General features: G+C 47.6%; 19 protein-coding genes, 2 tRNA genes and 2 pseudogenes. 6 read left to right on the forward strand and 17 right to left on the reverse strand.

Features of this window, described 5'->3' with window-relative positions:
- Window positions 1-100: 100 nt before the first annotated feature.
- The 4 genes from DW657_RS06705 to alaS all read right to left on the reverse strand — a co-directional run bounded on the left by DW657_RS06705 (window position 101) and on the right by alaS (window position 6068).
- Window positions 101-1306, reverse strand: a complete 1206-nt coding sequence (locus DW657_RS06705) for an ATP-binding protein (protein WP_117661438.1) — start codon at window positions 1304-1306, stop codon at window positions 101-103.
- A 146-nt stretch (window positions 1307-1452) separates the two neighbouring features.
- Window positions 1453-1965, reverse strand: a complete 513-nt coding sequence (locus tag DW657_RS06710) for a gamma carbonic anhydrase family protein (protein ID WP_117661439.1) — start codon at window positions 1963-1965, stop codon at window positions 1453-1455.
- A 60-nt stretch (window positions 1966-2025) separates the two neighbouring features.
- A complete protein-coding gene (locus DW657_RS06715; RefSeq protein ID WP_118311925.1) occupies window positions 2026-3057 on the reverse strand; it encodes an ATP-binding protein in 1032 nt (343 codons plus the stop codon).
- Between the two features lie 347 nt (window positions 3058-3404).
- Window positions 3405-6068 carry an alanine--tRNA ligase gene (gene alaS / locus DW657_RS06720; RefSeq protein WP_118311903.1) on the reverse strand — a complete coding sequence of 888 codons (2664 nt, stop codon included), beginning with the start codon at window positions 6066-6068 and terminating at the stop codon, window positions 3405-3407.
- A 180-nt stretch (window positions 6069-6248) separates the two neighbouring features.
- Between alaS and DW657_RS06725 the strand changes: the two genes are divergently transcribed.
- Entirely contained in the window at window positions 6249-6596 is a 348-nt protein-coding gene (locus DW657_RS06725; RefSeq protein ID WP_118311904.1) for a MerR family transcriptional regulator, read from the forward strand.
- 56 nt (window positions 6597-6652) lie between these two features.
- Here DW657_RS06725 and DW657_RS06730 read toward each other — a convergent pair.
- From DW657_RS06730 to DW657_RS06755, 6 genes and pseudogenes are all read right to left on the reverse strand, one after another.
- Window positions 6653-6787, reverse strand: a pseudogene (locus DW657_RS06730) (pectin esterase); the annotation flags it as partial.
- 151 nt (window positions 6788-6938) lie between these two features.
- Entirely contained in the window at window positions 6939-9221 is a 2283-nt protein-coding gene (locus DW657_RS06735) for a bifunctional (p)ppGpp synthetase/guanosine-3',5'-bis(diphosphate) 3'-pyrophosphohydrolase (RefSeq protein WP_118311905.1), read from the reverse strand.
- A 91-nt stretch (window positions 9222-9312) separates the two neighbouring features.
- Window positions 9313-10683 (reverse strand): lytic transglycosylase domain-containing protein, encoded by a 1371-nt coding sequence (locus tag DW657_RS06740; RefSeq protein WP_118311906.1) that lies wholly within the window; start codon window positions 10681-10683, stop codon window positions 9313-9315.
- 69 nt (window positions 10684-10752) lie between these two features.
- Window positions 10753-11511: a DUF5683 domain-containing protein gene (locus DW657_RS06745; RefSeq protein ID WP_187360411.1), complete on the reverse strand. Its 759-nt coding sequence runs from the start codon at window positions 11509-11511 to the stop codon at window positions 10753-10755.
- 87 nt (window positions 11512-11598) lie between these two features.
- Window positions 11599-12510 (reverse strand): ParB/RepB/Spo0J family partition protein, encoded by a 912-nt coding sequence (locus DW657_RS06750; protein ID WP_089544894.1) that lies wholly within the window; start codon window positions 12508-12510, stop codon window positions 11599-11601.
- Between the two features lie 61 nt (window positions 12511-12571).
- The gene (locus DW657_RS06755; RefSeq protein WP_089544868.1) at window positions 12572-13336 is read right to left on the reverse strand and encodes a ParA family protein; all 765 of its coding nucleotides are present in this window, start codon (window positions 13334-13336) and stop codon (window positions 12572-12574) included.
- Between the two features lie 154 nt (window positions 13337-13490).
- Between DW657_RS06755 and surE the strand changes: the two genes are divergently transcribed.
- Both surE and lpxB read left to right on the forward strand, forming a co-directional pair.
- Complete coding sequence (gene surE, locus DW657_RS06760; RefSeq protein WP_176425608.1) at window positions 13491-14255, forward strand: 5'/3'-nucleotidase SurE; 765 nt, start codon at window positions 13491-13493, stop codon at window positions 14253-14255.
- A pseudogene (gene lpxB / locus DW657_RS06765) lies at window positions 14252-15391 on the forward strand (lipid-A-disaccharide synthase); the annotation flags it as partial. The gene surE and the pseudogene lpxB, both read left to right, overlap by 4 nt.
- A gap of 380 nt (window positions 15392-15771) precedes the next feature.
- Here the strand turns inward: lpxB and DW657_RS06770 are convergent.
- The 3 genes from DW657_RS06770 to rsfS form a co-directional block, all read right to left on the reverse strand.
- Window positions 15772-16638, reverse strand: a complete 867-nt coding sequence (locus DW657_RS06770; RefSeq protein ID WP_089544865.1) for a phosphatidate cytidylyltransferase — start codon at window positions 16636-16638, stop codon at window positions 15772-15774.
- Between the two features lie 11 nt (window positions 16639-16649).
- Window positions 16650-18821 carry an ATP-dependent zinc metalloprotease FtsH gene (gene ftsH, locus DW657_RS06775; RefSeq protein ID WP_233546640.1) on the reverse strand — a complete coding sequence of 724 codons (2172 nt, stop codon included), beginning with the start codon at window positions 18819-18821 and terminating at the stop codon, window positions 16650-16652.
- A gap of 132 nt (window positions 18822-18953) precedes the next feature.
- Window positions 18954-19313: a ribosome silencing factor gene (gene rsfS, locus DW657_RS06780; protein ID WP_089544864.1), complete on the reverse strand. Its 360-nt coding sequence runs from the start codon at window positions 19311-19313 to the stop codon at window positions 18954-18956.
- 213 nt (window positions 19314-19526) lie between these two features.
- Between rsfS and DW657_RS06785 the strand changes: the two genes are divergently transcribed.
- Both DW657_RS06785 and DW657_RS06790 read left to right on the forward strand, forming a co-directional pair.
- Window positions 19527-19597, forward strand: a tRNA-Gln gene (locus DW657_RS06785).
- 36 nt (window positions 19598-19633) lie between these two features.
- Window positions 19634-19704, forward strand: a tRNA-Gln gene (locus DW657_RS06790).
- Between the two features lie 155 nt (window positions 19705-19859).
- On the opposite strand, the gene DW657_RS06795 is transcribed toward DW657_RS06790, so the two are convergent.
- The 4 genes from DW657_RS06795 to DW657_RS06810 form a co-directional block, all read right to left on the reverse strand.
- Window positions 19860-21620 carry a DUF349 domain-containing protein gene (locus tag DW657_RS06795; protein ID WP_117661449.1) on the reverse strand — a complete coding sequence of 587 codons (1761 nt, stop codon included), beginning with the start codon at window positions 21618-21620 and terminating at the stop codon, window positions 19860-19862.
- Between the two features lie 201 nt (window positions 21621-21821).
- Window positions 21822-22748: a magnesium transporter CorA family protein gene (locus tag DW657_RS06800; RefSeq protein ID WP_117661450.1), complete on the reverse strand. Its 927-nt coding sequence runs from the start codon at window positions 22746-22748 to the stop codon at window positions 21822-21824.
- Window positions 22749-23060: 312 nt separating this feature from the next.
- A complete protein-coding gene (locus DW657_RS06805; RefSeq protein ID WP_089544860.1) occupies window positions 23061-24524 on the reverse strand; it encodes an aminoacyl-histidine dipeptidase in 1464 nt (487 codons plus the stop codon).
- A gap of 19 nt (window positions 24525-24543) precedes the next feature.
- The gene (locus DW657_RS06810) at window positions 24544-25554 is read right to left on the reverse strand and encodes a lysylphosphatidylglycerol synthase transmembrane domain-containing protein (protein ID WP_118311926.1); all 1011 of its coding nucleotides are present in this window, start codon (window positions 25552-25554) and stop codon (window positions 24544-24546) included.
- Between the two features lie 194 nt (window positions 25555-25748).
- On the opposite strand from DW657_RS06810, the gene rsmA reads away from it, so the two are divergent.
- Entirely contained in the window at window positions 25749-26558 is an 810-nt protein-coding gene (gene rsmA, locus DW657_RS06815; protein ID WP_118311907.1) for a 16S rRNA (adenine(1518)-N(6)/adenine(1519)-N(6))-dimethyltransferase RsmA, read from the forward strand.
- Window positions 26559-26564: the final 6 nt, after the last annotated feature.

The raw sequence follows: 26564 nt of genomic DNA on the forward strand, positions 1-26564 counted from the left end.
AGCCTTGACACAGTTTAAATTACACCCCCGAATGGGGAGGAATAAAAGAATCCTCAGATTGGGAATACACTGTGTGCCCAATCTGAGAAATTCCTGTTATTTATATTCCTTCTGTGAGGAATTTGCGAAGATGCAGGTGCGTGATGCCGTCATCATCATTTTTGGTGAGCAGAGGGGTCATGGAGATAACGTACTTCGGGTAGTTGTCCTTGATGGCACGGAGATTGCCAAACTCACGCTCTCTGGTTGCATCGTCGGCTATGATATAGGAAGCTTGCACGTAGATGCGTTCGCCGCCTGGTCTGGTGCATACAAAGTCGATTTCTCCAGCTTGCAGTTGTCCTACATAAACTTGATAGCCCAAGCGTATGAGGTTCTGATAGATGATATTCTCTATCACTTTCTCAATGTCTCCTTCACGTGTTCCTCCGGCGATAGCATTTCTGATGCCGTTGTCTTCGAAATAAAACTTATCGTTGGTTTCAAAGATGCGTTTGCCGTGGATATCATAGCGGTTCACCTTGTGCAGGATATAAGCTTCGCAAAGGAAGGAGATGTAATTGATGATAGCCGTGGACGTTATAGATTCGCCTTGTGATTTCATATATTTGGCGATACTGTTGGCGGAAATCAACTTACCGGTGTTGTCTGCGAGGAAACGTACTAAATTCTCTAAGAATGGCACGTTTCTTATCTGGTTGCGCATAATGACATCCTTAAGTAAGACGGTATGGTAAATATCCATTTGATATTCACGTGCATCATCCTCTTCAAGACCTATCTTTGCCAGACCAGGCAGGCCACCATACTGAATGTACAGAGCAAGTGCTTCGTCATTATCTGATAGTTGATGAAATTCCAGAAACTCGTTATAGCTCAGCGATTGGATATAGATTTCCTTATATCTGCCACCGATGAGTGTGCTCAGTTCATTGCTCAGCATGCGAGCATTGCTACCTGTGATGATAATGTCGGTGTTGGGTTCTGTGCGAAAACTTCGGATGGAGCGTTCAAATTCCCTGATGTCTTGTATCTCATCGATAAGGATATAGTTATGTTTATCAGATAAAAAGTGCTCTCCGATATAGTCGTTGAGATTCTGATAGGTCTGAATGTTGTCAAACTCTCTTTTCTCCTTATCTATAAAGATGATATTGTTGCAGTCATCTGCCTTCTTACGGTCACGAATCATTTTCATCATGCAGCTTTTACCTACACGACGTTGACCAACTAATACGATGATAGTCTCCTTTCCAAGATACTTTTCTATCTTGTCGATATATGATTGACGAATAATAGTTGCCATATTTTTATCACTTATAAATGAAATTTTCTGCAAATATACGATTTTTATCTTTTATAATGGATGAAAATCCTAAATATTTTGCTTTTATCTTCTATAAAAGATAAAAAATGGCGTTTTATTCTCATTTTATGATAATCATAAAGTGATTATTTATATTCCTTCAGATACCAGTCTTTGATGTACCCGGAATAATGCTTGGCAAACTCCTCGGCTTGTCCAGGAGCGCAGACCTTTACTTTCCTGGCTGGAATACCTGCCCAAATCTCATGTGCAGGAACCTTGGTGCCATGGGTAACCACAGCTCCTGCAGCAATGATAGCTCCTTCGCCAATGTCTGCCTTGTCTAGCACGGTGGCATTCATGCCGATGAGTGCCCCTTTTCTAACTGTCGCTCCGTGGACGATGGCACCATGTCCCACAGATACATCATCCTCCAAAATGCAAGGCATCGTACCGGTTTGATGGATGCAGGCGCAATCCTGTACATTCACTCTGTTTCCACATCTGATGGCATCCACGTCAGAGCGCAATACTGCACTATACCAGATGCTACAGTCATCACCAAGAATACAGTCACCGGTCAGCACTGCGTTCTCAGCGATAAAACAATTCTTTCCCCATCGGGGAGTCTTTCCCTCTACTGTCTTTATTATAGCCATATTGAATATATATTTAAATTTGGGTGCAAAGGTAACAAAAAATATTGGAATCACCTTATACTATTTCAGATACTTCTTCAGCCACAAATCGAAGAACTTGTCATATACCACGTAGGCATCATCCTGCTGGGTGATGAAATCCTTCTCCAGCAATCCCTTCAGGGCGGAATTTACAGAGCTTGGCGACGGGAGATGATATTTCTTTGCGAAGGCTCCGCTCTTTACGCTTCTGGCTTCGCCCTCTGCAGAGATGGCGATGAAGACATTGCGCTGCTTTTCCGGCATCTGGCGCAGAAGGGTCTCGTAGGTGTCTGATGCCATGTTGAGATTGTAGTTGATGGCGTCATCTACCATATCCAGAGTACAGGTACCCTGCTCGGGAGTCTTGAGGAAGAGGACATTCATTACTCGTTGGATGTATGAGGTGACACCACCGAAATGGGTGAAGAGTTCTTTGATAATGGCAGTATCCAGATGTTTGTTGCGCTCCTCGAACTTGGCAGTGGCAAATTCCTTGTATTTCTCAACATCCAGCGGCTTCAGGTTCATCAGTGTTACGCTCTGATAGAAAGGGCGGACAGGAGATGTAAACATTTCTGCCATCAGATGGCGATGAGAGCCCGAGAAGATGAAGTGGGCATTGGTGCATCGCTGGATATAGGTACGGAGCAATGCCTCTATGCGATTGTCGGCATAGTTGGTGATTTGCTGAAACTCGTCGATGGCAACAAGACATGGCTTGTCGGCTTGGTTGAGATAAGCGAATATCTCATCAAGCGTAATTTCCGGATTCACCATGTTGCCGATGCCTTTAGGACGAAGTTCGTCAATGATGGCTTTGCCGAACATATTGACCAAATCGCTGACGGAATTGGTTGAATAGATGTCTATGATAAAAGTATAATAATCTTTTTGGATGACTGGCTGGGCAAAGCAATGGTGAATCAGCTCTGTCTTTCCGATACGTCGAGGGGAAATCAGAGCCATATTATTCTCATTGGTCAGCATCTCTGTGATGTGCTGGGTTTCTTCCACACGGTCGCAGAAGTATTCCGGACCGGCGTAACCATTCGTGACAAAAGGATTCTTCATTACCATATTTATACCTTATAATATATTCTACGTTTGCAATTCTTTTGCAAAGATAATGCAAACGAGCGCAATGTAAGCTTGCTTACAAATTGCCGAGTGCAGCTTATCTTCTGCAAAGATACAACTTTTATTCCGATTATCATAAAGTGATTATCATAAAATGATAATGAAATAAGGAATTTTATCATTTGATGATTATCATAAATTGATAATTATGACATGGATACTCCTCTAATGTCAATAGAAAAAGGGTTGCAATCCTCGAAAAGATGGATTGCAACCCTTTATACCTTAATTATATATAAGAGTTAAGATAACTCTATCATATATTCAAATGTGGAAGCTTATTACAGCTGAGCCAACTCTACAACCTTATCTACAGCAGCGCTCAAGCCGTCCTTGTTCTTACCGCCAGCCTGAGCATAGTGAGGCTGACCGCCACCGCCGCCCTGAATCAACTTGGCAGCTTCGCGAATCATCTTACCTGCGTTCAAACCGTGATCCTTAACCATATCATCGCTGAACATCACGCTGAGCATAGGCTTGTCGTTATAAACAGAACCTACTACGCAGATCATGTTCTCTGGCAAAGCCTCGCGAACCTTGAATACCAAATCCTTGGCAGCTGCTGGCTCCATTGGCAATACGGCTGTAACAACCTTCACGCCGTTGATTTCTCTTGCATTCTCTACAAGCTTATCCTTGGCACGCTCCACAGCCTGAGCCTGGAACTTCTCAACATCCTTCTTCAGGGCATCGTGCTCGTCGATGTACTTTCTGATAACACCCTCGAGATCCTTGGCGTTGTTGAACAAGCCCTTCAAGGCTACGATGGTATCCTGCAAGCCGTAGATAGCCTCCTCGCAAGCCTTGCCTGTCAAAGCCTCGATACGGCGGATGCCGGCTGCTACGCTGCTTTCAGAGATAATCTTGAAGAAACCAATCTTACCGGTGCTCTTGGCGTGAATACCACCACAGAACTCAGCAGATGGACCGAAGCGAACCACACGAACCTTGTCGCCATACTTCTCGCCGAAGAGGGCGATAGCGCCAAGCTCCTTAGCCTCCTCGATAGGAGTATCGCGGTGCTCATCCAGGGCGTAGTCGGCACGGATCATCTCGTTTACCATGTGCTCTACCTTGCGGAGCTCCTCATCAGTTACCTTCTGGAAGTGAGAGAAGTCGAAACGCAATGTATCCTTATCTACATAAGAACCCTTCTGCTCTACGTGCTCGCCCAAAACCTGCTTCAGGCAGTAGTCGAGCAAGTGAGTAGCTGTATGGTTGGCAGCGCTTCCCTCGCGGCTTTCGATATCAACGCAAGCCATGAAATCAGCGTTTACATCCTTTGGCAACTCCTTTACGATGTGGATACTCTGGTTGTTCTCACGCTTGGTGTCGATAACCTGGATAGTCTCATCCTCGCTAACGAGTACACCCTTGTCGCCAACCTGTCCACCCATCTCACCATAGAATGGAGTGTTGTCGAGTACCAACTCATAGAAAGAGTTCTTTTTCTGAGTCACCTTGCGGTAGCGCAGGATGTGGCACTCATATTCTGTATAGTCGTAACCCACGAAGTTCTGGTCGCCTTCCTTCAAAACCTCCCAGTCGCCGTTCTCTACGGCTGCAGCATTGCGGGCACGCTCTTTCTGCTTCTTCATCTCCTCGTCGAAGCCTGCAGCATCTACGGTGTAACCATTCTCACGGCAGATGAGCTCTGTAAGGTCGAGAGGGAAACCGTATGTATCGAAGAGGCGGAATGCGCTTACGCCATCAAGCTGAGTCTCGCCATGAGCCTTGAGCTCGTCCATATCGCCATTGAGGAGGTTGATACCCTTCTCCAAGGTGCGGAGGAATGAATCCTCTTCCTCTTTCATCACGCGGGTGATGAGCTCCTGCTGAGCTGGCAACTCAGGGAAGGCTGCACCCATCTGCTCTACCAAAACATTGACGAGCTTGTACATGAATGCCTGCTTCTGACCGAGGAATGTGTAAGCGTAACGTACGGCACGGCGCAAGATGCGTCGGATTACGTAACCTGCCTTGGCGTTGCTTGGCAACTGACCATCGGCGATAGAGAAGGCTACGGCACGGAGGTGGTCGGCGCAGACACGCATAGCGATGTCAATCTTCTCCTGCTCATCCTTACCCTCACCATTCTCACCAGTAGGAGTAGTGAAGCCATACTTCTTGCCAGAGATAGCCTCGATTTCCTTGATGATTGGCTGGAAGATATCAGTATCATAGTTAGAGTGCTTGTCCTGCAACATGCGAACCAAGCGCTCGAAGCCCATACCTGTATCGATAACGTGCATTGGGAGTGGTTCGAGAGAACCGTCAGCCTTGCGGTTGTACTGCATGAATACGATGTTCCAGATTTCGATGACCTGAGGGTTATCCTTGTTAACCAATTCACGGCCTGGCACCTGAGCCTTCTCCTCTGGAGTACGAGAATCCACGTGAATCTCTGAGCAAGGACCGCAAGGACCTGTATCGCCCATCTCCCAGAAGTTGTCGTGCTTGTTACCGTTGATGATGTGGTCGGCTGGCACGTGCTTAGCCCAGTAACCTGCAGCCTCGTTGTCGCGTTCCAGACCTTCCTCCTTGCTACCCTCGAACACGGTAACGTAGAGGTCGGCAGGGTTGAGCTTCAAAACTTCAGTAAGATACTCCCATGCCATATCAATGGCACCCTCCTTGAAGTAGTCGCCGAAGCTCCAGTTACCGAGCATCTCGAACATGGTGTGGTGGTAAGTATCATGACCTACCTCTTCGAGGTCGTTGTGCTTACCGCTTACACGGAGACATTTTTGAGTATCAACACGACGAACATCCTTGCCTGGGTCTTTTGTACCGAGGATGATGTCTTTCCACTGGTTCATACCAGCGTTTGTAAACATCAGCGTTGGGTCATCCTTGATAACCATAGGTGCTGATGGAACAATCTTGTGGCCCTTACCTTCGAAGAATTTCTTGAAGGATTCGCGCACTTCATTAGCTGTCATCATATTATCTTTTATATTAATCTTTTTTAATTCTCAAATATTGTTTCAGAGGCTGTATTTCTCCTCTGTTTTGATTATTTTTTGCCCTTAAGGGCATTTTCTTCCGAAAAACTTTGCAAAGATAAGAAGAATTGCTTAATTTTGCAACAAAATTAATTATTTTTGAAATTAAAGTTTGGAAAAATGGCTTTAAATACAGATAAAAACGTAAAATTGTACTCTTCCATCAAGGAAGTGGCTGAGGAAGTGGGTGTAACTGAGTCAACTCTCCGTTATTGGGAAAAGGAGTTTCCTTTCCTCAGGCCTAAGGTGGGTGTGAACAAGGTGCGTCAATATTCTGACAAGGATATTGAGCAGGTGAAACTCATCTATAACCTGATCAAGGTGAAGGGATTCAAGATTGCTGCGGCACGTAAGTATCTGAGTCAAAACAGAACGGGTGCCGAGAAATCGTCTGACGTTCTCGACACCCTCATTTCTGTAAGAGATCAGCTCAAGGAACTCAAGAAACAGCTAGACGGACTGGTTTAATACTTTGAACTTGGAACATTGAGCTTTGAACTTTATGATTAGTAAAGTGTAGGGGATTACCAGCATTCTTCGCCGAAAACCTCGGCGATGGTAATCTTGCTGGCCTCTTTCTTGCTGAGCTGATGGCTCCAGGCCATGAAGAGGGTCTTGGCGTATGGGCGCCAAGGACGACCCAAATATACCTTATCAACTCATTGTTTTGTTTGTTTTTGTTTTAATGATTGTAGTTTATTTGGCTTGATGAAATTCTGGAGCCGGAAGCAGTAGGCTTCCAGCTCCAGATTTCAAATGATATCATCTTTGTTCTTTTTTGATGATGATACCATCTCTGTTCTTTTCAGATTATAAGATTCTCTGCACTTCCTGCAGATCCTCAATCGTCTTGAGCTTATCCATGATGATCTTCACTTCATCACGGTCATGAATACGAAGTTCGATGGTTCCGTCGAAGATACCATTGTCGCTGCTGATGGTAAGCTTGTGGATGTTGATGCCCAGCTGGTCGCTGATAATCTTGCTCACATCGAGGAGCATGCCCTTGCGGTCGATACCCTTGATTTCGATGGTTGCATCGAAGAGCATCTGCTTGTGCATATCCCACTTGGCATCCACGATGCGGTTGCCATAGCTTGATTTCAGCTTGGCAGCTACATTGCACGAACGCTTGTGAATCTCGATGCGGTTCTTGTTATCGATGAATCCCATCACGTCGTCGCCCGGAATGGCGTGGCAGCAGGAAGGGAAGATAAACTGATTGATGTTTTCTTCGGTCAGGATGAGCGGCTTCTTCTTGTTGAAGTCCTTGCCTACCACAAAGAGTTCCTGTGGCTTTACGATGCCGCCCGTTTCCTCTTTCTGCTTGTTCTTGCCCAGGAATGGGATATAGTCGCGCCAGCTCGATGATTGTTTCTGCTTCTTGGTCTTGCCCTGCAGCTCATCGAGGTCTTTCTCTCCGAGCAGGATGCAGTGCTCGCCCAGCGACTGGAAGAAGTTGTCGCGCTTCTGTATGTTGTGGAATTCGCAGAGCTTGTCCACTACCGAGTTGGTCATCTCTAAGTTGTTTTTCTGCAGCCATTCGGTGAGGATGCTCTCACCCTTCTTCTGCACTTCGCGGGAGTCACGGCGTAATATCGCCATGATCTTGCTCTTTGCCTTGGCAGTGCTTACGAAGTTCACCCATGCAGGCTGCACGTGCTGACTCTTGGATGTGAGGATTTCCACCTGGTCGCCGCTGTTCAGCTTGTGGCTCAGAGGCACCAGCTTGTGGTTTACCTTGGCTCCGATGCAGTGGCTTCCCAGGAAGGTATGTATTTGGAAGGCGAAGTCGAGTGCAGTACATCCGGCAGGCATCGTGATGATTTCTCCCTTCGGGGTGAAGACGAAGATTTCGGATGCATAGAGGTTGAGCTTGATGGCATCGAGAAAGTCCATCGCATCTGGCTGCGGATCGTCCAGAATCTCCTTGATGGTGCTCAGCCAGTCGTTCAACTCGTTTTCATCCTCAGTATATTCGCCACCCTCCTTGTATTTCCAGTGGGCTGCAAATCCCTTTTCTGCCACCTCGTCCATGCGGTCGGAGCGGATCTGTACCTCTATCCAGCGTCCCTGCTTACTCATCAGGGTAACGTGGAGAGCCTGGTATCCGTTAGCTTTCGGATGGTTCAGCCAGTCGCGCAGACGGTCGGGATGGCTCTTGTATATTTTGCTGATGGCTACATAGACATTGAAGCATTCGTTCACCTCGTTGGTTCTGCTCTTTGGAGTCACGATGATGCGAACTGCAAGAATATCGTAGATTTCATCAAAGGAAACGTGTTTGTTCTGCATCTTGTTCCAAATGGAATAAGGGCTCTTGACGCGTGCCTTGATCTTGTAATCCACCCCCAGCTTATCCAGTTCCTCACGGATAGGAGCGGTGAATTGTGCAAAGAGGGTGTCGCGCTGCGATTCGGTATCTGCAAGCTTATGCTCAATGTTGGCATACTCCTGTGGATGGTCGTAGCGGAAGCTGAGGTTTTCCAGTTCGGTCTTGATTTTGTTGAGTCCGAGTCGGTTGGCGAGTGGTGCATATATATATAAGGTCTCGCCGGCAATCTTGTATTGTTTGTTGGCTGGTTGCGATTCCAGGGTGCGCATGTTGTGCAGTCGGTCGCAGATTTTGATGAGAATCACTCGGATGTCATCGCTCATGGTGAGCAACAACTTCTTGAAGTTTTCTGCCTGTGCAGAAGCCTGGTCTCCAAAGATGCCACCACTGATTTTTGTGAGTCCATCCACGATCTGTGCCACCTTGGCACCGAAGATGTTGGAGATGTCTTCTACCGTATAGTCTGTATCTTCTACCACATCATGGAGCAGTGCTGCGCAGATGCTGGTAGAACCCAATCCCATTTCCTCACAGGCAATCTGTGCCACGGCGATAGGGTGCATGATATACGGTTCGCCAGACAATCGGCGCACGCCCTTGTGCGCCTGACGGGCGAAGTTGAAGGCTTTTGTCACGATATCTACCTTCTTGCGGTGTCGCGAGCTGAGGTAGGTGTCGAGTAAATGCTGAAAGGCATCACCGATCAGTTTGTTGTCGGCCTGCTCTCTTTCTAGGTCTTTCAAGTTCTGGTCATCCATAGCTGTACCCTCCTATTTATAATATGATTAATGATATATTACTGAAGCCCACGATCCTGGGCGTGGGCATCAGTATATAGATTTTATTTTTTTATTTCACTTTGATCTTCTTTCCGGCACGAATGCTGTTGCCCGAAATCTTGTTCAGCTTCTTGAGCTTCTTCACGGTTGTTCCGTGGCGAGCTGCAATCTCCGAGAGTGTATCTCCGCTCTTGATAGTTACGCTCTTGCCTCTAGAGTTCTTTCTCTTCTTGCCGCGGCTGTAGCGTGAAGACTTGCTTCGGCTGCTACGTGAAGATGATACGCTGCTGCGTGAACGGCTGCTGCGGGAGCGGCTGTAGCTTGGCTCATCGTCGTTGACATCTACTACATCACGCTTCTGCAGAAGCTCATCTGCACGGTAACTGAAGATAGAATCCTTATTGTCGATAAAGGCTCCGATGAGTGATTCCGGCAAACGCACAGGCATAGGCTTGTGACTGCCGTTGATGATGTCGCGGCGATATTGTGGGTTCAGGTTGCGAAGATGCTCGGCATCGATGTTGAGAACCTTCGCAATCTGCTCAATATGAACATCCTGGTTTACTTCCACAGTATCTGTCTTGGTTGGCAACTCGGTTACCATCGGACAGATGTTGTGGTCGCAGTAATAGTTCATAATATAGTTGGCTGCGATGAAAGCTGGTACATATCCACGTGTTTCCTTTGGCAGGTATGGATAAATCTTCCAGTAGTCAGTCTCGCCCTTGGCACGATGGATTGCCTTGTTTACCTTGGCTGGTCCGCAATTGTAGGCTGCGATAACGAGGTTCCAGTCGTCGAAGATCTTATAGAGATCGCGCAGGTAGTGGGCTGCGGCATAAGATGCCTTTACTGGGTCGCGGCGCTCATCGTAGAGGGTATTCACCTCCAGACCGTAGCGCTTGCCTGTGCTCAGCATGAACTGCCAGAGACCTGTGGCTCCTACGCGGGAAACTGCCTTGGGGTTGAGTGCCGACTCGATAACCGGCAGATATTTCAGTTCCAGTGGCAGGTTGTATGCTTCCAATGCCTCTTCGAAGATAGGCATGTAGAAGTTGCTGGCACCTAGCATGAAGCTTACAGAGCGACGAAGTTTGCCGCTGTAGCGGTCGATGAACTTCTGTACTACCTCATTGTATGGCATTTCAATAAGTGTAGGGAGTCGCTTCAATCGGTCGATATATACCTGTGTTTCGAAAACCGGATTCACATCACGGTATTTGCAAGAGGTGTCGGCCATCATGTAAGCCTGTGTATTGTAGAGGTGAAGAAGGCTGTCGAGGTTGTCTTCCAAACCTTCAGGAACTTCGATTTCCTCCTGCTTACCGTCCTTGTCGGTCACGGTAATCACCTCGTCATTGTCTTCTTTATTGTCGTTTTGGGCTTGAATGCCCTGCCAGCTAAACAGCATCGCTGCTGCCATGATGATTATTTTCTTCATTATCTAATGTCTATTGTTTTCTATTTTAATTATATGCTTCTTTCTCGTTTTGTTTTCTGATGGTTACTTTTAGAATGTGAGTGAGCATTGCAGTCCGAGTGCGCCTGAACGCAGCGGGTTGTTGTATCTGCCGTTATTGAGCACGGCAGGCTCCACTCTGAGGCTGAGGTCGTCGGAGATGTCGAATTCTGAGAGCGATGCATCTACATACGCATCGATGACGGAGAAGGCGTAGATGCCAATCATCACGAAGGTTCCCATATCTCTCCAGCGGCGGAATTTGTCTTTACGCTTACGGAAGATTTCCTTGTAGCGTTCTATGTTAGAGGCATCGATTGTGGCTCCCAAATGCAGAAACTGGTTGTAGCTCTGCGTGTTCGGGTCATCATCCATAATGTCGAGGTAGGCCTGCGAGTAGTCGTGATACATCTGGTTGTTCCAGGTGATGGCGTAAGCGCAGCCTACGAAACCACCATATATAATAGGTAGTTTCCAGTATTTGCGGTTGTAGATCTGTCCTGCTCCGGGCAAAACCAGTGCAAGCCACATGGCGCGCTTGGCATCTGGTCGCCAGGTAGCCCAATCGCGCTTCTTCTTCTGCATCGGCCTGAGCGAACTGTTGAGTTTAGCCAGATTCATGCTGTCCTTGGCTGTGATGGCAGAATCTACCGAAGTCTTTGCCGTTTCTGTCGCCATCCTTGCCGAGTCGGCAGCAGCGAAGTCAGGAACGGCTACTTCTGCCTTCGCCTTCTGTTTCTGAGCCGAAACTTGGAGCGAGGTTGCCAGCAGTAAAGCCGAAATGCAAATATGTGATAAACTTAAATTCACTTTTTTATTCTTCTATATCTTATTCGGAACAGATGAAGCTGTTCCTGTTTATCGAAATAATCTATTTCTTTCTATATAAAACAAGATTTATTCCTGTTTCAGTTTATCGAAAACGTTCATGATGTGCTCCAGTTCCTCTTCATTGCTGAATGGGATGCTGATTTTTCCCTTGCCCTTGGCAGAGCAGGTGAATTGCACCTTGGTATTGAGGAATTTGGAGAGCTTTTCTCTAAGCATGGTGAATTCCTCGGGTATCTGTGTCTTGGCAGTGATGGTTTTCTTGCCGCTTTCCACGTCTTCACCGCTTTTCAGTCGCTGTACCATCTCTTCCACTTTTCTCACGGAGTAACCGTTCTTCTGGATTTCCTTGAAGAGCTTGATCTGAAGCGACGGACTGTCGAGTGCTAGGAGCGCTCTGCAATGTCCCATATCGATTTCTTTCTTCTGGAGAGCCATCTGCACCTGTGCCGGCAGCTTCAGAAGTCGGAGATAGTTGGCAATGGCAGCACGGCTTTTGCCCACACGCTCGGAAATTTTTTCCTGAGTCATTCCCTCGTTTTCCAGAAGATGTTCGTATGCAAGTGCAATCTCTATTGCGTTGAGGTCCTGGCGCTGGATGTTCTCCACGAGCGCCATCTCCATCACGTTTTCATCGCTGATGGTGCGGATGTAGGCAGGTATTGCCATGAGTCCAGCTAGTTGTGAAGCTCTCCATCGTCTTTCTCCCGCAATAATTTGGAATCGGTTTTCCGAAATCTGTCGCAGGGTGATAGGCTGGATGATGCCGATGGCACTGATGCTATCGGCGAGTTCGCGCAGCGCCTCTTCGTCAAACTCCCGTCGTGGCTGGTTTGGGTTTGCCTCGATCTGATCGAGAGGTATCTCGTTGATGGTGCTGCTGCCCTGAGTACGTACTCCCTCTGTCGAGATGAGGGCGTCGAGTCCGCGGCCCAGGGCGTTGTTTCTTATGCCGTTATTGAATTTCTTATGTACTGCCATTTTTGCTTTGAACTTTGAATTTTGAACATTGAACTTTTCTGATGGGTTCAATTTCCAAATCTTATCTATTCTTGTTGATAATTTCCTTTGCCAGTGCCAGGTGGTTCTTGGCACCATTTGATTCTGCATCGTAGAGAATGACTGGGAGACCGTGGCTCGGACTCTCGCTCAATTTCACGTTGCGCTGGATGACAGTCTTGAATACCAATTCCTGGAAGTGGCGTTTCACCTCGTCGTAAATCTGGTTGGCGAGTCGGAGACGGCTGTCGTACATCGTCAGCAGGAAACCTTCTATTTCGAGCTTCGGATTCAGTTTGCTCTTGATGATCTTGATGGTGTTGAGCAGCTTGCTGATTCCTTCCAGTGCAAAGTATTCACACTGCACTGGGATGATCACGCTGTCTGCGGCGGTAAGCGAGTTCACTGTTATCAAACCCAGCGATGGGGAACAGTCGATGAGAATATAATCGTATTCTTCGCGGATGGGGTCGAGCAGTTTCTTGATTACTTTCTCGCGATTCTTAAGGTTGAGCATTTCTATCTCAGCTCCTACAAGATCGATGTGGCTCGGCACGATGTCGAGTCCGTCGATGTCGGTAGTGTAGATGGCATCACGCACATCTGCATGGTTGATGATGCACTCATAGAGTGAACAATCTACCTCGCTGATGTCCACACCCAGACCGCTGGATGCGTTTGCCTGAGGGTCGGCATCGATGACGAGTACCGTTTTCTCCAGGGTAGCAAGCGATGCAGCCAGGTTGATGGTGGTTGTTGTCTTTCCGACGCCACCTTTCTGATTAGCTAATGCAATGATTTTTCCCATTTTTAAAGTCTATATAATAACCTGAAGTGTGCGCCTGCGAGTCTAAAATGGCTTTTGCGCACAGAAATTTTCGGCAAAGATACAAAAAATATGCGAGAAATATGTTTCTTTAAAGGTTTTTTCGTACTTTTGCACCAAAAAGAAAGATATTTTTATGGAAAATAAGAGACCTTTAGTGTTAATTTCAAATGATGATGGCTATCATGCCAATGGTATCAAGACCCTCGTGCGCTTTCTGAAAGACTGGTGCGACGTACTCGTTGTGGCTCCCGAAAGTGCCCGCTCCGGATTCGCCTGTGCCTTCTCGGCTACAACTCCGCTGCGACTGAAGCGCCGTCATAATATGGGCGAAGATGTGGAGGTTTGGTCGTGCAGCGGTACGCCGGTGGATTGTGTCAAACTGGCGCTCGACCAGTTTTACAAGGACCGTCGCCCTGATCTCGTAATCGGCGGTATCAACCATGGTGATAATTCCAGTGTGAACAATCACTATTCAGGTACGATGGGCGTAGCCAAGGAGGGATGTATGCAGCACATTCCTAGCATTGCCTTCAGCAGTTGTAACTATGATGAGAATGCCGATCTCTCGCCTTTGCGAGATGGTGTAACCCGGGTGGTGAAGATGGTTCTGGAGAAGGGCTTGCCGAAATATACCTGCCTGAATGTCAACTTCCCGGCACAGCCTCCGTTCAAGGGCTTCAAGGCTTGCAGAATGGCACATGGTTCGTGGATCAACGAGGTGGAACATCGTACGCACCCTCATGGGTATGAATACTATTGGATGGTGGGCGATTATCGCAATGACGAACCGGATGCTGCGGATACAGATCAATGGGCGGTGAATCATGGCTATATTGCCATCACGCCGACCAAGATTGATATCACGGATTATGATTGGATCAAGAACTTTGAATTATGAAGTATTATTTGATTGTAGGAGAGGCGAGTGGTGATTTGCATGCCAGCAGATTGATGCGTTCGCTAAAAAATGTTGACGAGTTTGCGGAATTTAGGTTCTTCGGTGGCGACTTGATGGCTGCCGAAGGTGGCACTCGTGTCAAGCATTACAAGGAGCTTGCCTATATGGGCTTTGTTCCTGTGCTGATGCATCTGGGTACCATCTTTTCTAATATGAAAAGATGCAAGGAAGATATTGTGAAATGGAAACCGGATGTGGTAATCCTTGTAGATTATCCTGGATTTAATCTGAATATCGCTAAGTTCTTGAAAAAGAAGACTAATATTCCGGCATACTATTATATCTCTCCTAAAATCTGGGCGTGGAAGGAATGGCGAATCCGTAGTATCAAGCGTGATATCGCCGAACTTTTCTCCATCCTGCCTTTCGAGGTGCCTTTCTTCGAGAAAAAGCACCGTTATCCTATCCATTATGTAGGTAATCCTACGGCAGAAGAGGTGAATGAGTTTCGGTCGGAATATCATCAGAATTTCGTGGAGTTTTGTGAAGAGAATAATCTGGACAGGCATCGCCCGATTATTGCTTTGCTTGCCGGAAGCCGTTTGCAGGAGATTAAGGATAATCTGCCTGCCATGATTGAGGTGGCAGAGCGGTTTGAGGATTACCAAATGGTGCTTGCAGGAGCTCCTTCCATCGAGGATTCTTATTATGAGAAGTTCCTGAAGGGTACGCCTGTCAAGATGGTGCGCAATAAGACCTATCCGCTCCTGAGTCACAGTACGGCGGCTTTGGTAACGAGTGGTACGGCTACTTTGGAGACGGCGCTGTTCGAGGTTCCGCAGGTGGTTTGCTATGAGACTCCATTGCCGCATCTGGTTCGCCTTGCGTTTAAGCATGTGATGTCGTGCAAGTATATTTCGCTGGTGAATCTGATTGCCGACAAGGAAGTGGTGCAGGAGATGTTTGCCGACCGTTTTCAAGTGGATGCCATCGCCGACCAGCTTTATCGGATTTTGCCAGGCAAGGAGGGCAGGGAGCGTATGCTTTCTGAATATCGTGAGGTGAGAGAACGTCTGGGTAACCAGGTTGCTCCTGATGAGGCTGCTGCCATTATGTTAGATCTTTTGGTCAAGCGTCGTGAAATGCTGGTTAGACTTGCCAAGGAGAGAGCCGAAGCTGAAGCCAAGGCTGCTGCCGAAGCTGCCGAGCGTGCCCGATTGAAAGCCCTGGCCGAAGCTGAAGCTGCAAAAAAGAAAGCGGAACAACAGGCTGAGGCTGCAAGAAAAAGAGCGGAAGAGGAAGCCGAAAAGGCAAGAAGAAAGGCGGAAGAGGCTAGAAGACTGGCTGATGAAGAAGCCGAAAGAGCCAGAAGGGCAGAAGAGCAGCTCAATGAGTCGCAGCAGGAGAAATTGAAATAGCTGCTCCATGAGTTGTAACCATTATAAACGTAAAAAATCCAAGCTAGAATGAATCTGGCTTGGATTTTTTTCTTATTGTACTTTTTCTGAATGAAGGTCTATCCGAAAAGCTGGAGGGTGTAGAGATAAATCACGGCAGCTGGAATTGCCATGAGTGATGAATCGAAGCGGTCGAGCATTCCGCCATGGCCCGGCAGGATATTACCACTATCCTTTACTCCCAGGGTGCGCTTGAAGAGACTTTCTACCAAATCGCCCCAGGTTCCGAAAACCGCTACAACTACTCCTAAACCTACCCATCCGAGAATGCTGAGGCGGTGAGCCTCGCCATCGTTGGCAATGTAACCGATGATGATGGCTGCGATAATTACGAAGATACCACCACCGATGCTACCTTCCCAACTCTTCGCCGGACTGATGCGAGGAAACAGCTTATGCTTGCCGAAAAGCGAACCGCTGCAATAAGCACCTGTATCATTGGTCCAGAGGAAGATGAATACGCTCAGAGGCAAGAGCATGTCGTAATGAATCTGACCATCGAATGCCGAAGTCTCAAATGCCAACACGTTGATCATCGAGAATGGAAGGGCAATGTACATTTGCGAAAGCATGGTGTAAGCCCAGTCGTTGATGGCGTTCTTGTTAGCTGTATAGAGCCCTCCGATGAAGAGGTAGATGATGGTGAGCAAGTATGGTACGAATACCACGAAGTTGCCCACGATACCTGTGCGGAATCCAGCTACGGCAAGGAAGAAATATACTCCTGCCACGGTGGTAATGAATCGGTTGACGGTTACGTCTTCCTTTTGGTTCACCAGTCCGCAGTACTCCCAGATGCTTAGGCCTGTAATCAGGGCGAACAGGAATACCATCGCCCTAGGATTCAGGAAGCAAGATACCATACACACAACGAAGAGTACGCCTGTGATGGATCTAATTACTAGATTTTTTTGTTTCTCAGTCATGGTCTTGCTTTTTATTCGTTATTTTTCTTGTTTCCAGAAGTTTTCTCGTACCCCTTCTCTGAAGCATCATCTGAAGTCTTCTCGGAACCCTTCTCTTCTGCATCCTCAGAAACCTTTGCGGGAGCTTTCTCTGAAGTATTCTCTTCAGCCTCCTCCTTCGAAGCTTTCTTTGCCTCTTCATGCTCCTTGATGGCTGCCTGAACTTCAGGCATATCCTTTACGGCATCATCAATCTTAGGCTGTTCGTCCTCCATGATTTCCTGAGAACGGCTCAGCCAAGGACGCTTGCCGAAGATGTGCTCCACGTCTTCGGCCATAATCACCTCTTTTTGAATCAGCAGCTCGGCAAGGGCGTTGTGACCCTCCTTGTGCTCCATCAGGATGTTCTTGGCACGGGTGTATTGCTCGTTCACCATCTGCAGAACCTCCTTGTCTATCTCGCGGGCTGTAGTCTCTGAGTATGGACGCTGGAATGAATACTCGTTCTGGTTGTAATAGCAGATATTTGGCAAAGTCTTGCTCATACCCAGATAAGCCACCATTCCGTACGCACTCTTGGTCGCGCGTTCCAGATCGTTCATCGCACCGGAAGAAATATGACCGGTGAAAAGTTCCTCGGCTGCACGTCCACCCATCAGCGAGCACATCTCATCGAGCATCTGCTCCTTGGTGGTAATCTGTCGCTCCTCAGGGAGATACCAGGCTGCTCCGAGTGCCTGACCACGAGGCACGATCGTAACCTTGATGAGTGGATTGGCATACTGACAGAACCAGGAAATGGTTGCATGGCCTGCCTCATGGAGTGCGATGCTTCGTTTCTCATCGGCAGTCATCACCTTGGTCTTCTTCTCCAGTCCGCCTACGATTCTATCTACGGCATCAAGGAAATCCTGCTTGCATACCGCCTTCTTGTCGTGGCGGGCAGCGATAAGGGCAGCCTCGTTACATACATTTGCAATATCAGCACCCGAAAAGCCAGGGGTCTGGCGAGCCAGGAGGTCCACGTCTACAGTGTCATCTATCTTGATAGGCTTGAGGTGAACCAGGAAGATTGCCTTACGCTCGTTCAAGCCTGGGAGATCTACGTGGATTTCTCGGTCAAAACGGCCGGCACGGAGCAGGGCGCTGTCGAGCATATCTACACGGTTGGTAGCTGCCAGAATGATGACACCACTATTGGTACCGAAACCGTCCATCTCTGTAAGCAGGGCGTTGAGCGTGTTCTCTCGCTCGTCGTTTCCGCCCATTGCCGGGTTCTTGCTGCGGGCACGGCCCACAGCATCGATCTCATCGATGAAGATGATGCAAGGAGCCTTCTCCTTTGCCTGGCGGAAGAGGTCGCGTACGCGCGATGCACCCACGCCGACGAACATCTCTACAAAGTCTGAACCGCTCATGGAGAAGAATGGTACGCCAGCTTCGCCAGCTACAGCCTTTGCCAGGAGAGTCTTACCGGTTCCTGGAGGACCAACGAGCAATGCGCCCTTAGGAATCTTACCACCCAGATCGGTATATTTCTGCGGATTCTTGAGAAATTCCACGATTTCCTCTACTTCCTGCTTGGCACCTTCCTGTCCGGCAACATCCTTGAAGGTGATTCCCAGGGAATTTCCCTTCTCGTACATCTTTGCCTTGCTCTTACCTACATTGAAGATGCCGCCGCCCATGTTACTCATGCCGCTTCCCATTCTGCCCGACATCCAGTAGATGAAGAGGAAGAAGAGGAGGAGAGGGGCAACGCTCATTACGAGATTCCAGAAATCATTGCTCTTCTGGTTATCGTAACTGAAGGAACGGATTTTCTTCTCCTTCACCATTTCGTTGGCGTAGCGATCTACCTCGTCGATCGATCCGAACTGTACCTTGACGTAAGGATTCGGTCCTACGCTCTGGGCGCTCATTTTATAGACATCTCTCGTATATTTCGGGTTGATATATATCTTGAGAGTACTTTCCGTCTTGTTGGCTACTACGCTCAGCACGTATCCCTTATCTACATATTGTTTGAATTCGGTATAGGTGGCTTCCTTGGCTGCGCTTCCGCCCAAGGCATCACCACCGCCACTGAAAAACAAAGCGATGAGGGCGATGAGGATAATGGTGTAGAGCCAATTCATGTTAAACCTAGGCATCTTCGGACCTTTTCCTCCGCCAGGATTATTGAAGTTGTTGCTTTGTTCCATTGTTATTGTTTATTTCTATTTGATGTATGCTCTTTTTTTCTCTCTTGATGCGCTGTTTTAGTGCATCATCTTTCTTAATGCCGTTCTTGAAGCATCTGTAGAGTCTGCTGCCATGTTCGGCATTCTTGGGAATTAGTCGAGATTCGGAATATGGGTAAGCTTGGCGTCTGCCCAGAGATGCTCCAAGTCGTAATAGGCGCGTACCTCTGGCAGGAAGATGTGAACGAGAACATCCACAAAGTCCATAGCCACCCACTGGTCGTTGCCCAGACCTGCCACATTCACCGGCTTTTCGCCAAGGTTCTTGCGGCACATATCGCCCACTGATTCTGCGATGGCTTCTACCTGTGTAGGTGATCCACCCTGACAGATGATGAAATATTTGGCTATGGTGCCATCCATTTCACTGAGGTCAGCGATAACGATGTCTTGACCTTTTTTCTCCTGTATTCCTTCCTTAATAGTCTCTACGAGTTGTTTAACTGTGTTCATTTAATCTTTCTTTATTTTTTTATTTTCTTTATTTACTACCTTATTATATGTAATTATGGTACAAAGATACGCTAAATACCCGAAAAAGCCATAGAAAACAGAAAAAATTGAGATTTTTTAGAAAAAAGTGCTGAAAAATTTTGGTGATTCAAAAAAATGTTGTACCTTTGCACCCGCAATTGAGAAACAATATGCTTGAGATTGCAATGATATTGGGATATGGTGTAATGGTAACACTACAGATTCTGGTCCTGTCATTCCTGGTTCGAGTCCGGGTATCCCAACTTCATCCATTCAGGCATTCTTCTTAAAGGTAAAATTGGGATATGGTGTAATGGTAACACTACAGATTCTGGTCCTGTCATTCCTGGTTCGAGTCCGGGTATCCCAACTAGAGAGCATCTTTCATTTCGAAAGATGCTTTTTTCGTATATTTACCTTTTGGAGATTGAGGGAGAACTTTGCATTCTACTATGTTCTTCAAAAGAAAAGAGGGTGTGTCATGGACTTATGGCACACCCTCTTATTTGATTTCAATAACATCTTTTATTTGTTCTCTGCATCAATGGCCTTGATTTTCTCTTTTACGAGCTTCAAGTCTTCTTTGAGCTTTTCTACCTTACGGTTCATTTCCTCTACCAGGCTGTTACCCTTCTTGCTGGCAGCATTGAGGAAGCCGAGGTTGTTCTCGTAGGTTGTAATCTCAGCGCGCAGCTGATCGTAGCGGCGCAGCAGTCTGCCACGTTCGTTGTCTAATGCGTTGACACCTTTCTCGGCAACATTCTTGAGGTTGTTCTTGAAGTTGTGGATATGGCGCTTGGCATTGTTGGAACGCAAGGTCTTGTAGAGCTTGTCCATCACCTCGTGATACTCCTGGTAAACCTTGTCTTTCTCCTTGAATGGTACGTGACCTACAGCGTTGTACTCTGCGATGAGGTCCTGCATATTCTTCTGCAAGTGCTCGCCGGCGTTCTCAACCAACTCGTTGAGCTTAGCGATGATCTCACGCTTCTTGTCCAGGTTGGCATGCTCCTCGCTGCGTGCACCGGCGTTCAGCTTGTTGCGTGCATCGAAGAACTTGTTGCATGCGCCGAGGAATTCCTTCCAGAGCTGGTCGCCCTGCTTGCGAGGCACGTAGCCGATGTTTTTCCATTCTCTCTGCATCTGGATCAGCTTGTCGCCGGTCTTCTTCCACTCAGTGCTATCTGCCAACTGCTTAGCCTTCTCCACGAGTTTCTGTTTCTTCTCGAGATTCTCTGCATACTGGCTCTTGATATTCTTGAAGAATTCAGCCTTCTTGCTGAAGAATTCGTCGTTGGCGATTCGGAAGCGCTCGAAGATTTTCACGTTCATCTTCTGAGGAGCAAAGCCTATCTTCTTCCATTCACCCTGAATCTCGATGATAGCCTTGGTAGCATCTTCCCAATCGGAAGCCTGCTTCTTCTCCTTCAGATTGATAGCCTCAATCTTTTCGCAGAGGGCAGTCTTGTTGGCAAGATTCTCCTCCTCCTTGGCACGCAGATCCTCGAAGTGCTGCTGGTGCTTCTTGTTGATTACGGTACTTGCGTTCTTGAAGCGGGTCCAGATTTCCTCGCGCAGCTCCTTTGCTACAGGACCGATTTCGCGGTATTCCTGGTGCAGGTCTTGCAACTGGTGGAAGGCTGAGATTACATCTGGCTCTTCTGCGAGCTTCTCGGCAGCCTCGCAGAGCTTAGTCTTTGCCTCAAGATTCTTCTTGAAGTCGTATTCGCGAGCCTCGTTGTTGAGTTTCAGGAGGTCGTAGAACTGCTCCACGTAGAGCTGGTAGTTCTTCCATACCTCATTTGCCTTGTCAGCAGGGATAGTCTTGATTTCCTTCCATTCCTGCTGCAGGGTCTTGAATTCCTGATATGATTTGTTGGCCTCTTCTGGCGAAGTGGTCATTGCTTTGATCTTTTCGATAATCTCAAGTTTCTTCGCAAGGTTTTCCTGCTTTTCCTCTTCCTGCTGAAGGAAGATCTTGGCTCTCTTTTCCTTGATAATCTGCATTTCGGCCTTGAAGGCTTCTTCTGTGTCATCTGGTAAGAGAACATACTTTTCAGGATCACCACCTGCTGCGAGATACTCTTTTGTCTGCGCATCTCTTTCTGCGAGATGAATCTTGTAGAAAATTGTCTTCAGCATATCAAGCTCCTCTTTGTTAGGAACTTCTGCACTATGAGCAATTTCTTTTACTCTTTCGAGTACTTCCTGCTTGGTGGCGTATGCCTTCTTGGCAGGATCCAGGGTGCTCTGCTGCAACAGAGCGTTTTCTTGAGAGTCCATCATGTCACTTTGTTTAGTTTATGATTCGAGTTTCTTTGGCCGGTAGTCGTCTCAGACGATTCGACCCACAAAAATATTTATTATATTAATTCTGCAAACTTAAACAAAAAAATCGAATATCTAGTCAAGATATTCGATTTTTTATACTTTTATAACAATAGAAGCCCTTAGGGCTGCATTTTCCAGCTATAATTGTTCCAATATTTATAACAGTCGCTTGTATCTCAAGAAGCCCCAGCTTAAGCCTGAGACGATGAACGAGAGTATCAGGGCGAAGGCGAATCCGTAAGGACTCTCTTCCATGCCGTTGATCAGGTTCATACCGAACAAGGATGAAATCAGCGTTGGCAACATCATGACGATACTGATACTGGTGAGGGTACGCATCGTGGTGTTCATATTGTTGTTGATGATGCTCGAGTAGGTATCCATCGTAGATTCCAGAATGTCGGAGTAGATACTGGTGGTTTCCCTAGCCTGCGTCATCTCGATGTTTACGTCCTCGATCAGGTCAGCATCCAGCTCATCCACCTGCAGCTTGAACTTCAGTTTAGAGAGCAGGGTTTCGTTGCCGCGGATAGAGGTGGTGAAGTAGGTGAGGGAGTCTTGCAGGCGGCTCAGGCCTATCAGGCTCTCGTTGTTCACGCCGTGGTCAAGATTTCTCTTTGCCTTCTCGATAAGTGAATTGATCTGTTTGAGTCGTTTCAGATACCATACGGCAGAAGAGAGGAAGAGTCGGAATATCATATCCACATAGTCGGTGAATCCTTCGCCGCGTTTCTGTTGATAGCTTACGAAGTCTATCATCATATTGGTTTCGTAGAAGCATACGGTAATGGTTACGTCGCGCTTGTGGATGATGCCTAGCGGCACTGTGGTATATGGGGTGCGGCTGCGTATTTCCTTGACGTAAGGGATACGGAGGATGATGAGCATCCAACCGTCGTCGTATTCGTAGCGGGCACGCTCATCGGTATCGCTGATATCCGAAAGGAAATAATCAGGGATCTTGAATTCTTCTTCCAGCAGTCGCTGGTCTTCATCGGTTGGACATGTTACCTGTACCCAACAGTTTGGCTGCCACTCATTGAGTGCAGTCAGATTCTTATCGATATTCCAGAAAGTCTTCATTGTTTGCTAATCTCCAAATAATAAAAGGTTTGGGTATGGAGATGAGCATTGGGTTGCGCCCTTCTTGTGGGCTTACGGTTGCTGAATCTCCACGCCTTACAATTCGTTATTGTTCTCCGCGTGATAATCGTCCATTTTGGTTGTTATTTAATGAAACATCTGCAAGCTTTTCTGCATTCTGTTCTGATCAGATTTTACAGTTCTTGCCAAATCGCCTGCAAAGGTAATGATTTTAATTGAGAAAAGGAACAAAAAAGCCGAGAATTTTCTTTCTCGGCTTTCTTTTTTCATCATTTTGTAATTTCTTGTTTCTTATTTAGCAGGAATCTCAGCCAGGAGCTGCTTCATCAGGTTCCAGAAAGGAGCTACGCAGCTAATCTGGCAACGCTCATTGGCTGTGTGAGGGCTGAGCAATGTAGGACCAAATGAAACTACATCGAGGTGAGGATACTTGCCCAGGATGATAGAGCACTCCAAACCAGCGTGAACAGCCTGCACTACGCCGTCCTTGCCGTTCTGCTCCTTGTAAACCTTCAGCACATGCTCCAGAATGTCGCTCTTAGGGTTAGGGTTCCAGCCGCCGTAAGCACCGCTGAACTCTACCTTCATGCCAGCCATGTTGAAGCAGCTCTCCATCATGGTAGCGAGATACATCTTGTAGTACTCGTGGCTGGAACGGGCCAGAATCTTGATGGCTGCCTTGCCGCCGCCAATCTCGATGATGGCGAGGTTGGAAGATGTCTCTACGATGCCTGGCATAGATGGAGCCATACGCAATACGCCGTCGTGGCAGGCATAGATGGCATCTACCAGGTTGTCCTGAATCTCTGCAGGAACCTCTGTAGCTGGAGTCTCTACGTTCTCGGTGAAGAATTCAATGTTCTCGATGTTTTCGATGCCGTTGAACTCATCGCAGATCTCGTCCTTCCAGTCGGCTACCATGTCGTTCAGTGCCTCTACGTTCTCCTTTGGCAGGGTGAGTACTACCTGTGCCTGGAATGGGATGGCATTGCGCATGTTGCCGCCCTGCCATGAAGCCAGACGTGCATCGAGCTCAGAGATAGCCTCGCGTACGAAGCGAACCATGCACTTGTTGGCGTTGGCTCTACCTTCGTTGATCTCGATACCGGAGTGACCGCCCTTCAGTCCCTTCAAGGTAACCTTCACGGCTGCATCTTCCTTGTCTGTCTCTACCTCTTTATAGTCGAGTGTTGCTGTAATGTCGATACCGCCGGCGCTGCCGATTACGAACTCACCCCATACCTCTGTATCGAGGTTCAGGAGAATGTCACCGTTCAACTCGCCCTCAGGAAGACCGTTGGCACCAAACATGCCTGTCTCCTCATCAGCAGTGATCAGACCCTCTACTGGTCCGTGCTGCAGGTCCTTAGCCTCCATCACAGCCATGATGGTAGCTACACCCAGACCGTCGTCGCTACCCAGGGTGGTCTTGTTGGCACGTACCCAGTCACCGTCGATGATGGTCTCGATTGGGTCGTTCTCGAAGTCGTGGTTGCTTTCAGGAGCCTTCTGAGGCACCATATCCATGTGTGCCTGCATGATAACACCCTTTCTGTTCTCCATGCCTGGAGTAGCAGGTTTGCGCATCACGATGTTTCCGGCAGCATCCTGGAAAGCCTCTACGCCAGCTTCCTTTGCCCAGTCGAGCAAATAAGCCTGAATTTTCTCCAAATGTCCTGATGGACGTGGAACTTGTGTCAACTTGTCGAAATTACGCCAGATTTCCACTGGACTAAGATTCTTAATGTCAGCCATAATATCTTTATTTTAAATGTTAATGTTCTTTTTGTTTTTGAATGTTATGCTTCTTCGTAAACGCTAGTGCTATCCATCCGTAGATGCCCAACAGGATGACGAGCAGGGTCTGTACGGAGTGAACGATGAGCACGAAGTAGAGGGCGTCGTTCTGCTGGATGCCATAGAGGATAAGCATTGTCTTCACTGCAAAATGCCATGGACCCGCTCCATTGGGTGTAGGTACGATTACAGCTATGCTTCCCACGATGAAGGTCACCAGTCCGCACATCAGATTGAGATGGCTCGTAGATTCAAAGCACTGGAAGGTGAGATAGTAGTGCAGGAAGTAGCTCAGCCAGATGCCCAGGGTGAAGGCGATGTAGAGCGGTACGTTTCTCACGCCCTTCAGCGAGATTACTCCCTGCCAGAGTCCGTTCAGCGTAGCTTTCACCTTATTATATATAGCCAGTTTCTTGAGCAGCATGTGAGCCAGGAAGAGTACGGCGATGCCGCAGATGGCGGTAACCAGGTATCCGGTGGCTGTGAAGTTGCCCAGTATGCTGTCCATGCTCGTGCCCGTCTTGTCGAAGAAGTTTAGGAAGACGGGTATTTGCATCAGGAACACCAGTCCTGCGATGAGTAGTACGAGCAGCGAGTCGATGGCTCTCTCAGTCACCACGGTGCCCAGTGCTTTCGGAAACGAAACGCCGTCCCATCTCTTCAGTACGGCACATCTTGCAAATTCACCCGAGCGGGGGATGACGAGGCTCAGGGCATACGAGAGGAATATGGAGTTGATGCTTACGCTGCTGCGCGACTTTTCGCCGATGGGCTCCAGCGCCTGCTTCCATCTCCATCCTCTGAAGAGTTGTGCCGAGATACCGAAGGGGAACGACAGCAGCATCCAGGTCCAGCTCATCTTGTGGAGCAGTACCTCCTCCACCTGCTTGAAATCGAATCCGCGATACATCCAATAGAGGATGGCACCGCCCAGAAACAAGGAGAGTGCCACCTGCCAAATATTGTTTGCTATCTTTTTCTTTTCCATCATAGCTGCAAAGGTAACACTTTTATCGCTTATATGGCACTACTTTCGCATATTTTTAGCATAAATAAACGGTTAGACTCCTTTTTATTTCCTCTTTTTTATATAAAAGATGAAAAAAAAAGCATTCAAGGGGTGATTTCTCGAAAAATAATCGTATTTTTGCAAAATAAATATATCAATATCGTATAGAACGTATGAAAGCTGTAAAGCCAAAGAAAAATCTAGGTCAGCACTTCCTTACTGACCTCAACATAGCCAAGCGCATCGCCGACACGGTGGATGCCTGCCCTGATATACCTGTTCTTGAAATTGGACCGGGTATGGGCGTTCTTACCCAATATCTCGTAGAGAAGCCTCGCCCGGTAAAGGCGGTGGAAATCGATTCTGAGTCGGTAGCATATCTCCACGAGAATTTCCCGACACTGAAGGATAACATTATCGGAGAGGATTTCCTGAGGATGGATCTCAATCAGATATTCGATGGAAAGCAGTTCGTGCTCACGGGCAACTATCCATACGATATCTCTTCGCAGATCTTCTTCAAGATGCTCGATTACAAGGATCTCATTCCTTGCTGCACGGGTATGATTCAGCGAGAGGTGGCTTTGCGCATGGCTTCCGAGCCGGGCAACAAGGCGTATGGTATCCTCAGCGTACTCATCCAGGCATGGTATGATGTGGAGTATCTCTTCACCGTAGATGAGGGCGTGTTCAATCCACCGCCAAAGGTGAAGAGTGCCGTCATCCGTATGACCCGTAACGAGGTGACCGATCTGGGATGTGATGAGAAACTCTTCAAGCGACTGGTGAAGACCGTGTTCAACCAGCGCCGCAAGATGCTCCGAGTAAGCCTCAAGCAGATGTTCCCGGGTGTAACCCCACGTGAGGATTTCTACACCACCGACATCATGACCAAGCGCCCTGAGCAGCTCTGCATCCAGCAGTTTGTGGAACTCACCAACTATGTGGGCGAAGAACTGAAACGATTGGAATTAATAAAATAATAAACA

It is taken from the genome of Prevotella sp. AM23-5 (genome assembly GCF_003473645.1).
Taxonomy (GTDB): domain Bacteria; phylum Bacteroidota; class Bacteroidia; order Bacteroidales; family Bacteroidaceae; genus Prevotella; species Prevotella copri_A.

What these genes read in the sequence shown, in the direction of transcription:
- DW657_RS06705 (WP_117661438.1), bottom strand. Translation starts at nt 1,306, where the DNA reads ATGGCAACTATTATTCGTCAATCATATATCGACAAGATAGAAAAGTAT.
- DW657_RS06710 (WP_117661439.1), bottom strand. Translation starts at nt 1,965, where the DNA reads ATGGCTATAATAAAGACAGTAGAGGGAAAGACTCCCCGATGGGGAAAG.
- DW657_RS06715 (WP_118311925.1), bottom strand. Translation starts at nt 3,057, where the DNA reads ATGAAGAATCCTTTTGTCACGAATGGTTACGCCGGTCCGGAATACTTC.
- alaS (WP_118311903.1), bottom strand. Translation starts at nt 6,068, where the DNA reads ATGATGACAGCTAATGAAGTGCGCGAATCCTTCAAGAAATTCTTCGAA.
- DW657_RS06725 (WP_118311904.1), top strand. Translation starts at nt 6,249, where the DNA reads ATGGCTTTAAATACAGATAAAAACGTAAAATTGTACTCTTCCATCAAG.
- DW657_RS06735 (WP_118311905.1), bottom strand. Translation starts at nt 9,221, where the DNA reads ATGGATGACCAGAACTTGAAAGACCTAGAAAGAGAGCAGGCCGACAAC.
- DW657_RS06740 (WP_118311906.1), bottom strand. Translation starts at nt 10,683, where the DNA reads ATGAAGAAAATAATCATCATGGCAGCAGCGATGCTGTTTAGCTGGCAG.
- DW657_RS06750 (WP_089544894.1), bottom strand. Translation starts at nt 12,510, where the DNA reads ATGGCAGTACATAAGAAATTCAATAACGGCATAAGAAACAACGCCCTG.
- DW657_RS06755 (WP_089544868.1), bottom strand. Translation starts at nt 13,336, where the DNA reads ATGGGAAAAATCATTGCATTAGCTAATCAGAAAGGTGGCGTCGGAAAG.
- surE (WP_176425608.1), top strand. Translation starts at nt 13,491, where the DNA reads ATGGAAAATAAGAGACCTTTAGTGTTAATTTCAAATGATGATGGCTAT.
- DW657_RS06770 (WP_089544865.1), bottom strand. Translation starts at nt 16,638, where the DNA reads ATGACTGAGAAACAAAAAAATCTAGTAATTAGATCCATCACAGGCGTA.
- ftsH (WP_233546640.1), bottom strand. Translation starts at nt 18,821, where the DNA reads ATGGAACAAAGCAACAACTTCAATAATCCTGGCGGAGGAAAAGGTCCG.
- rsfS (WP_089544864.1), bottom strand. Translation starts at nt 19,313, where the DNA reads ATGAACACAGTTAAACAACTCGTAGAGACTATTAAGGAAGGAATACAG.
- DW657_RS06795 (WP_117661449.1), bottom strand. Translation starts at nt 21,620, where the DNA reads ATGATGGACTCTCAAGAAAACGCTCTGTTGCAGCAGAGCACCCTGGAT.
- DW657_RS06800 (WP_117661450.1), bottom strand. Translation starts at nt 22,748, where the DNA reads ATGAAGACTTTCTGGAATATCGATAAGAATCTGACTGCACTCAATGAG.
- DW657_RS06805 (WP_089544860.1), bottom strand. Translation starts at nt 24,524, where the DNA reads ATGGCTGACATTAAGAATCTTAGTCCAGTGGAAATCTGGCGTAATTTC.
- DW657_RS06810 (WP_118311926.1), bottom strand. Translation starts at nt 25,554, where the DNA reads ATGGAAAAGAAAAAGATAGCAAACAATATTTGGCAGGTGGCACTCTCC.
- rsmA (WP_118311907.1), top strand. Translation starts at nt 25,749, where the DNA reads ATGAAAGCTGTAAAGCCAAAGAAAAATCTAGGTCAGCACTTCCTTACT.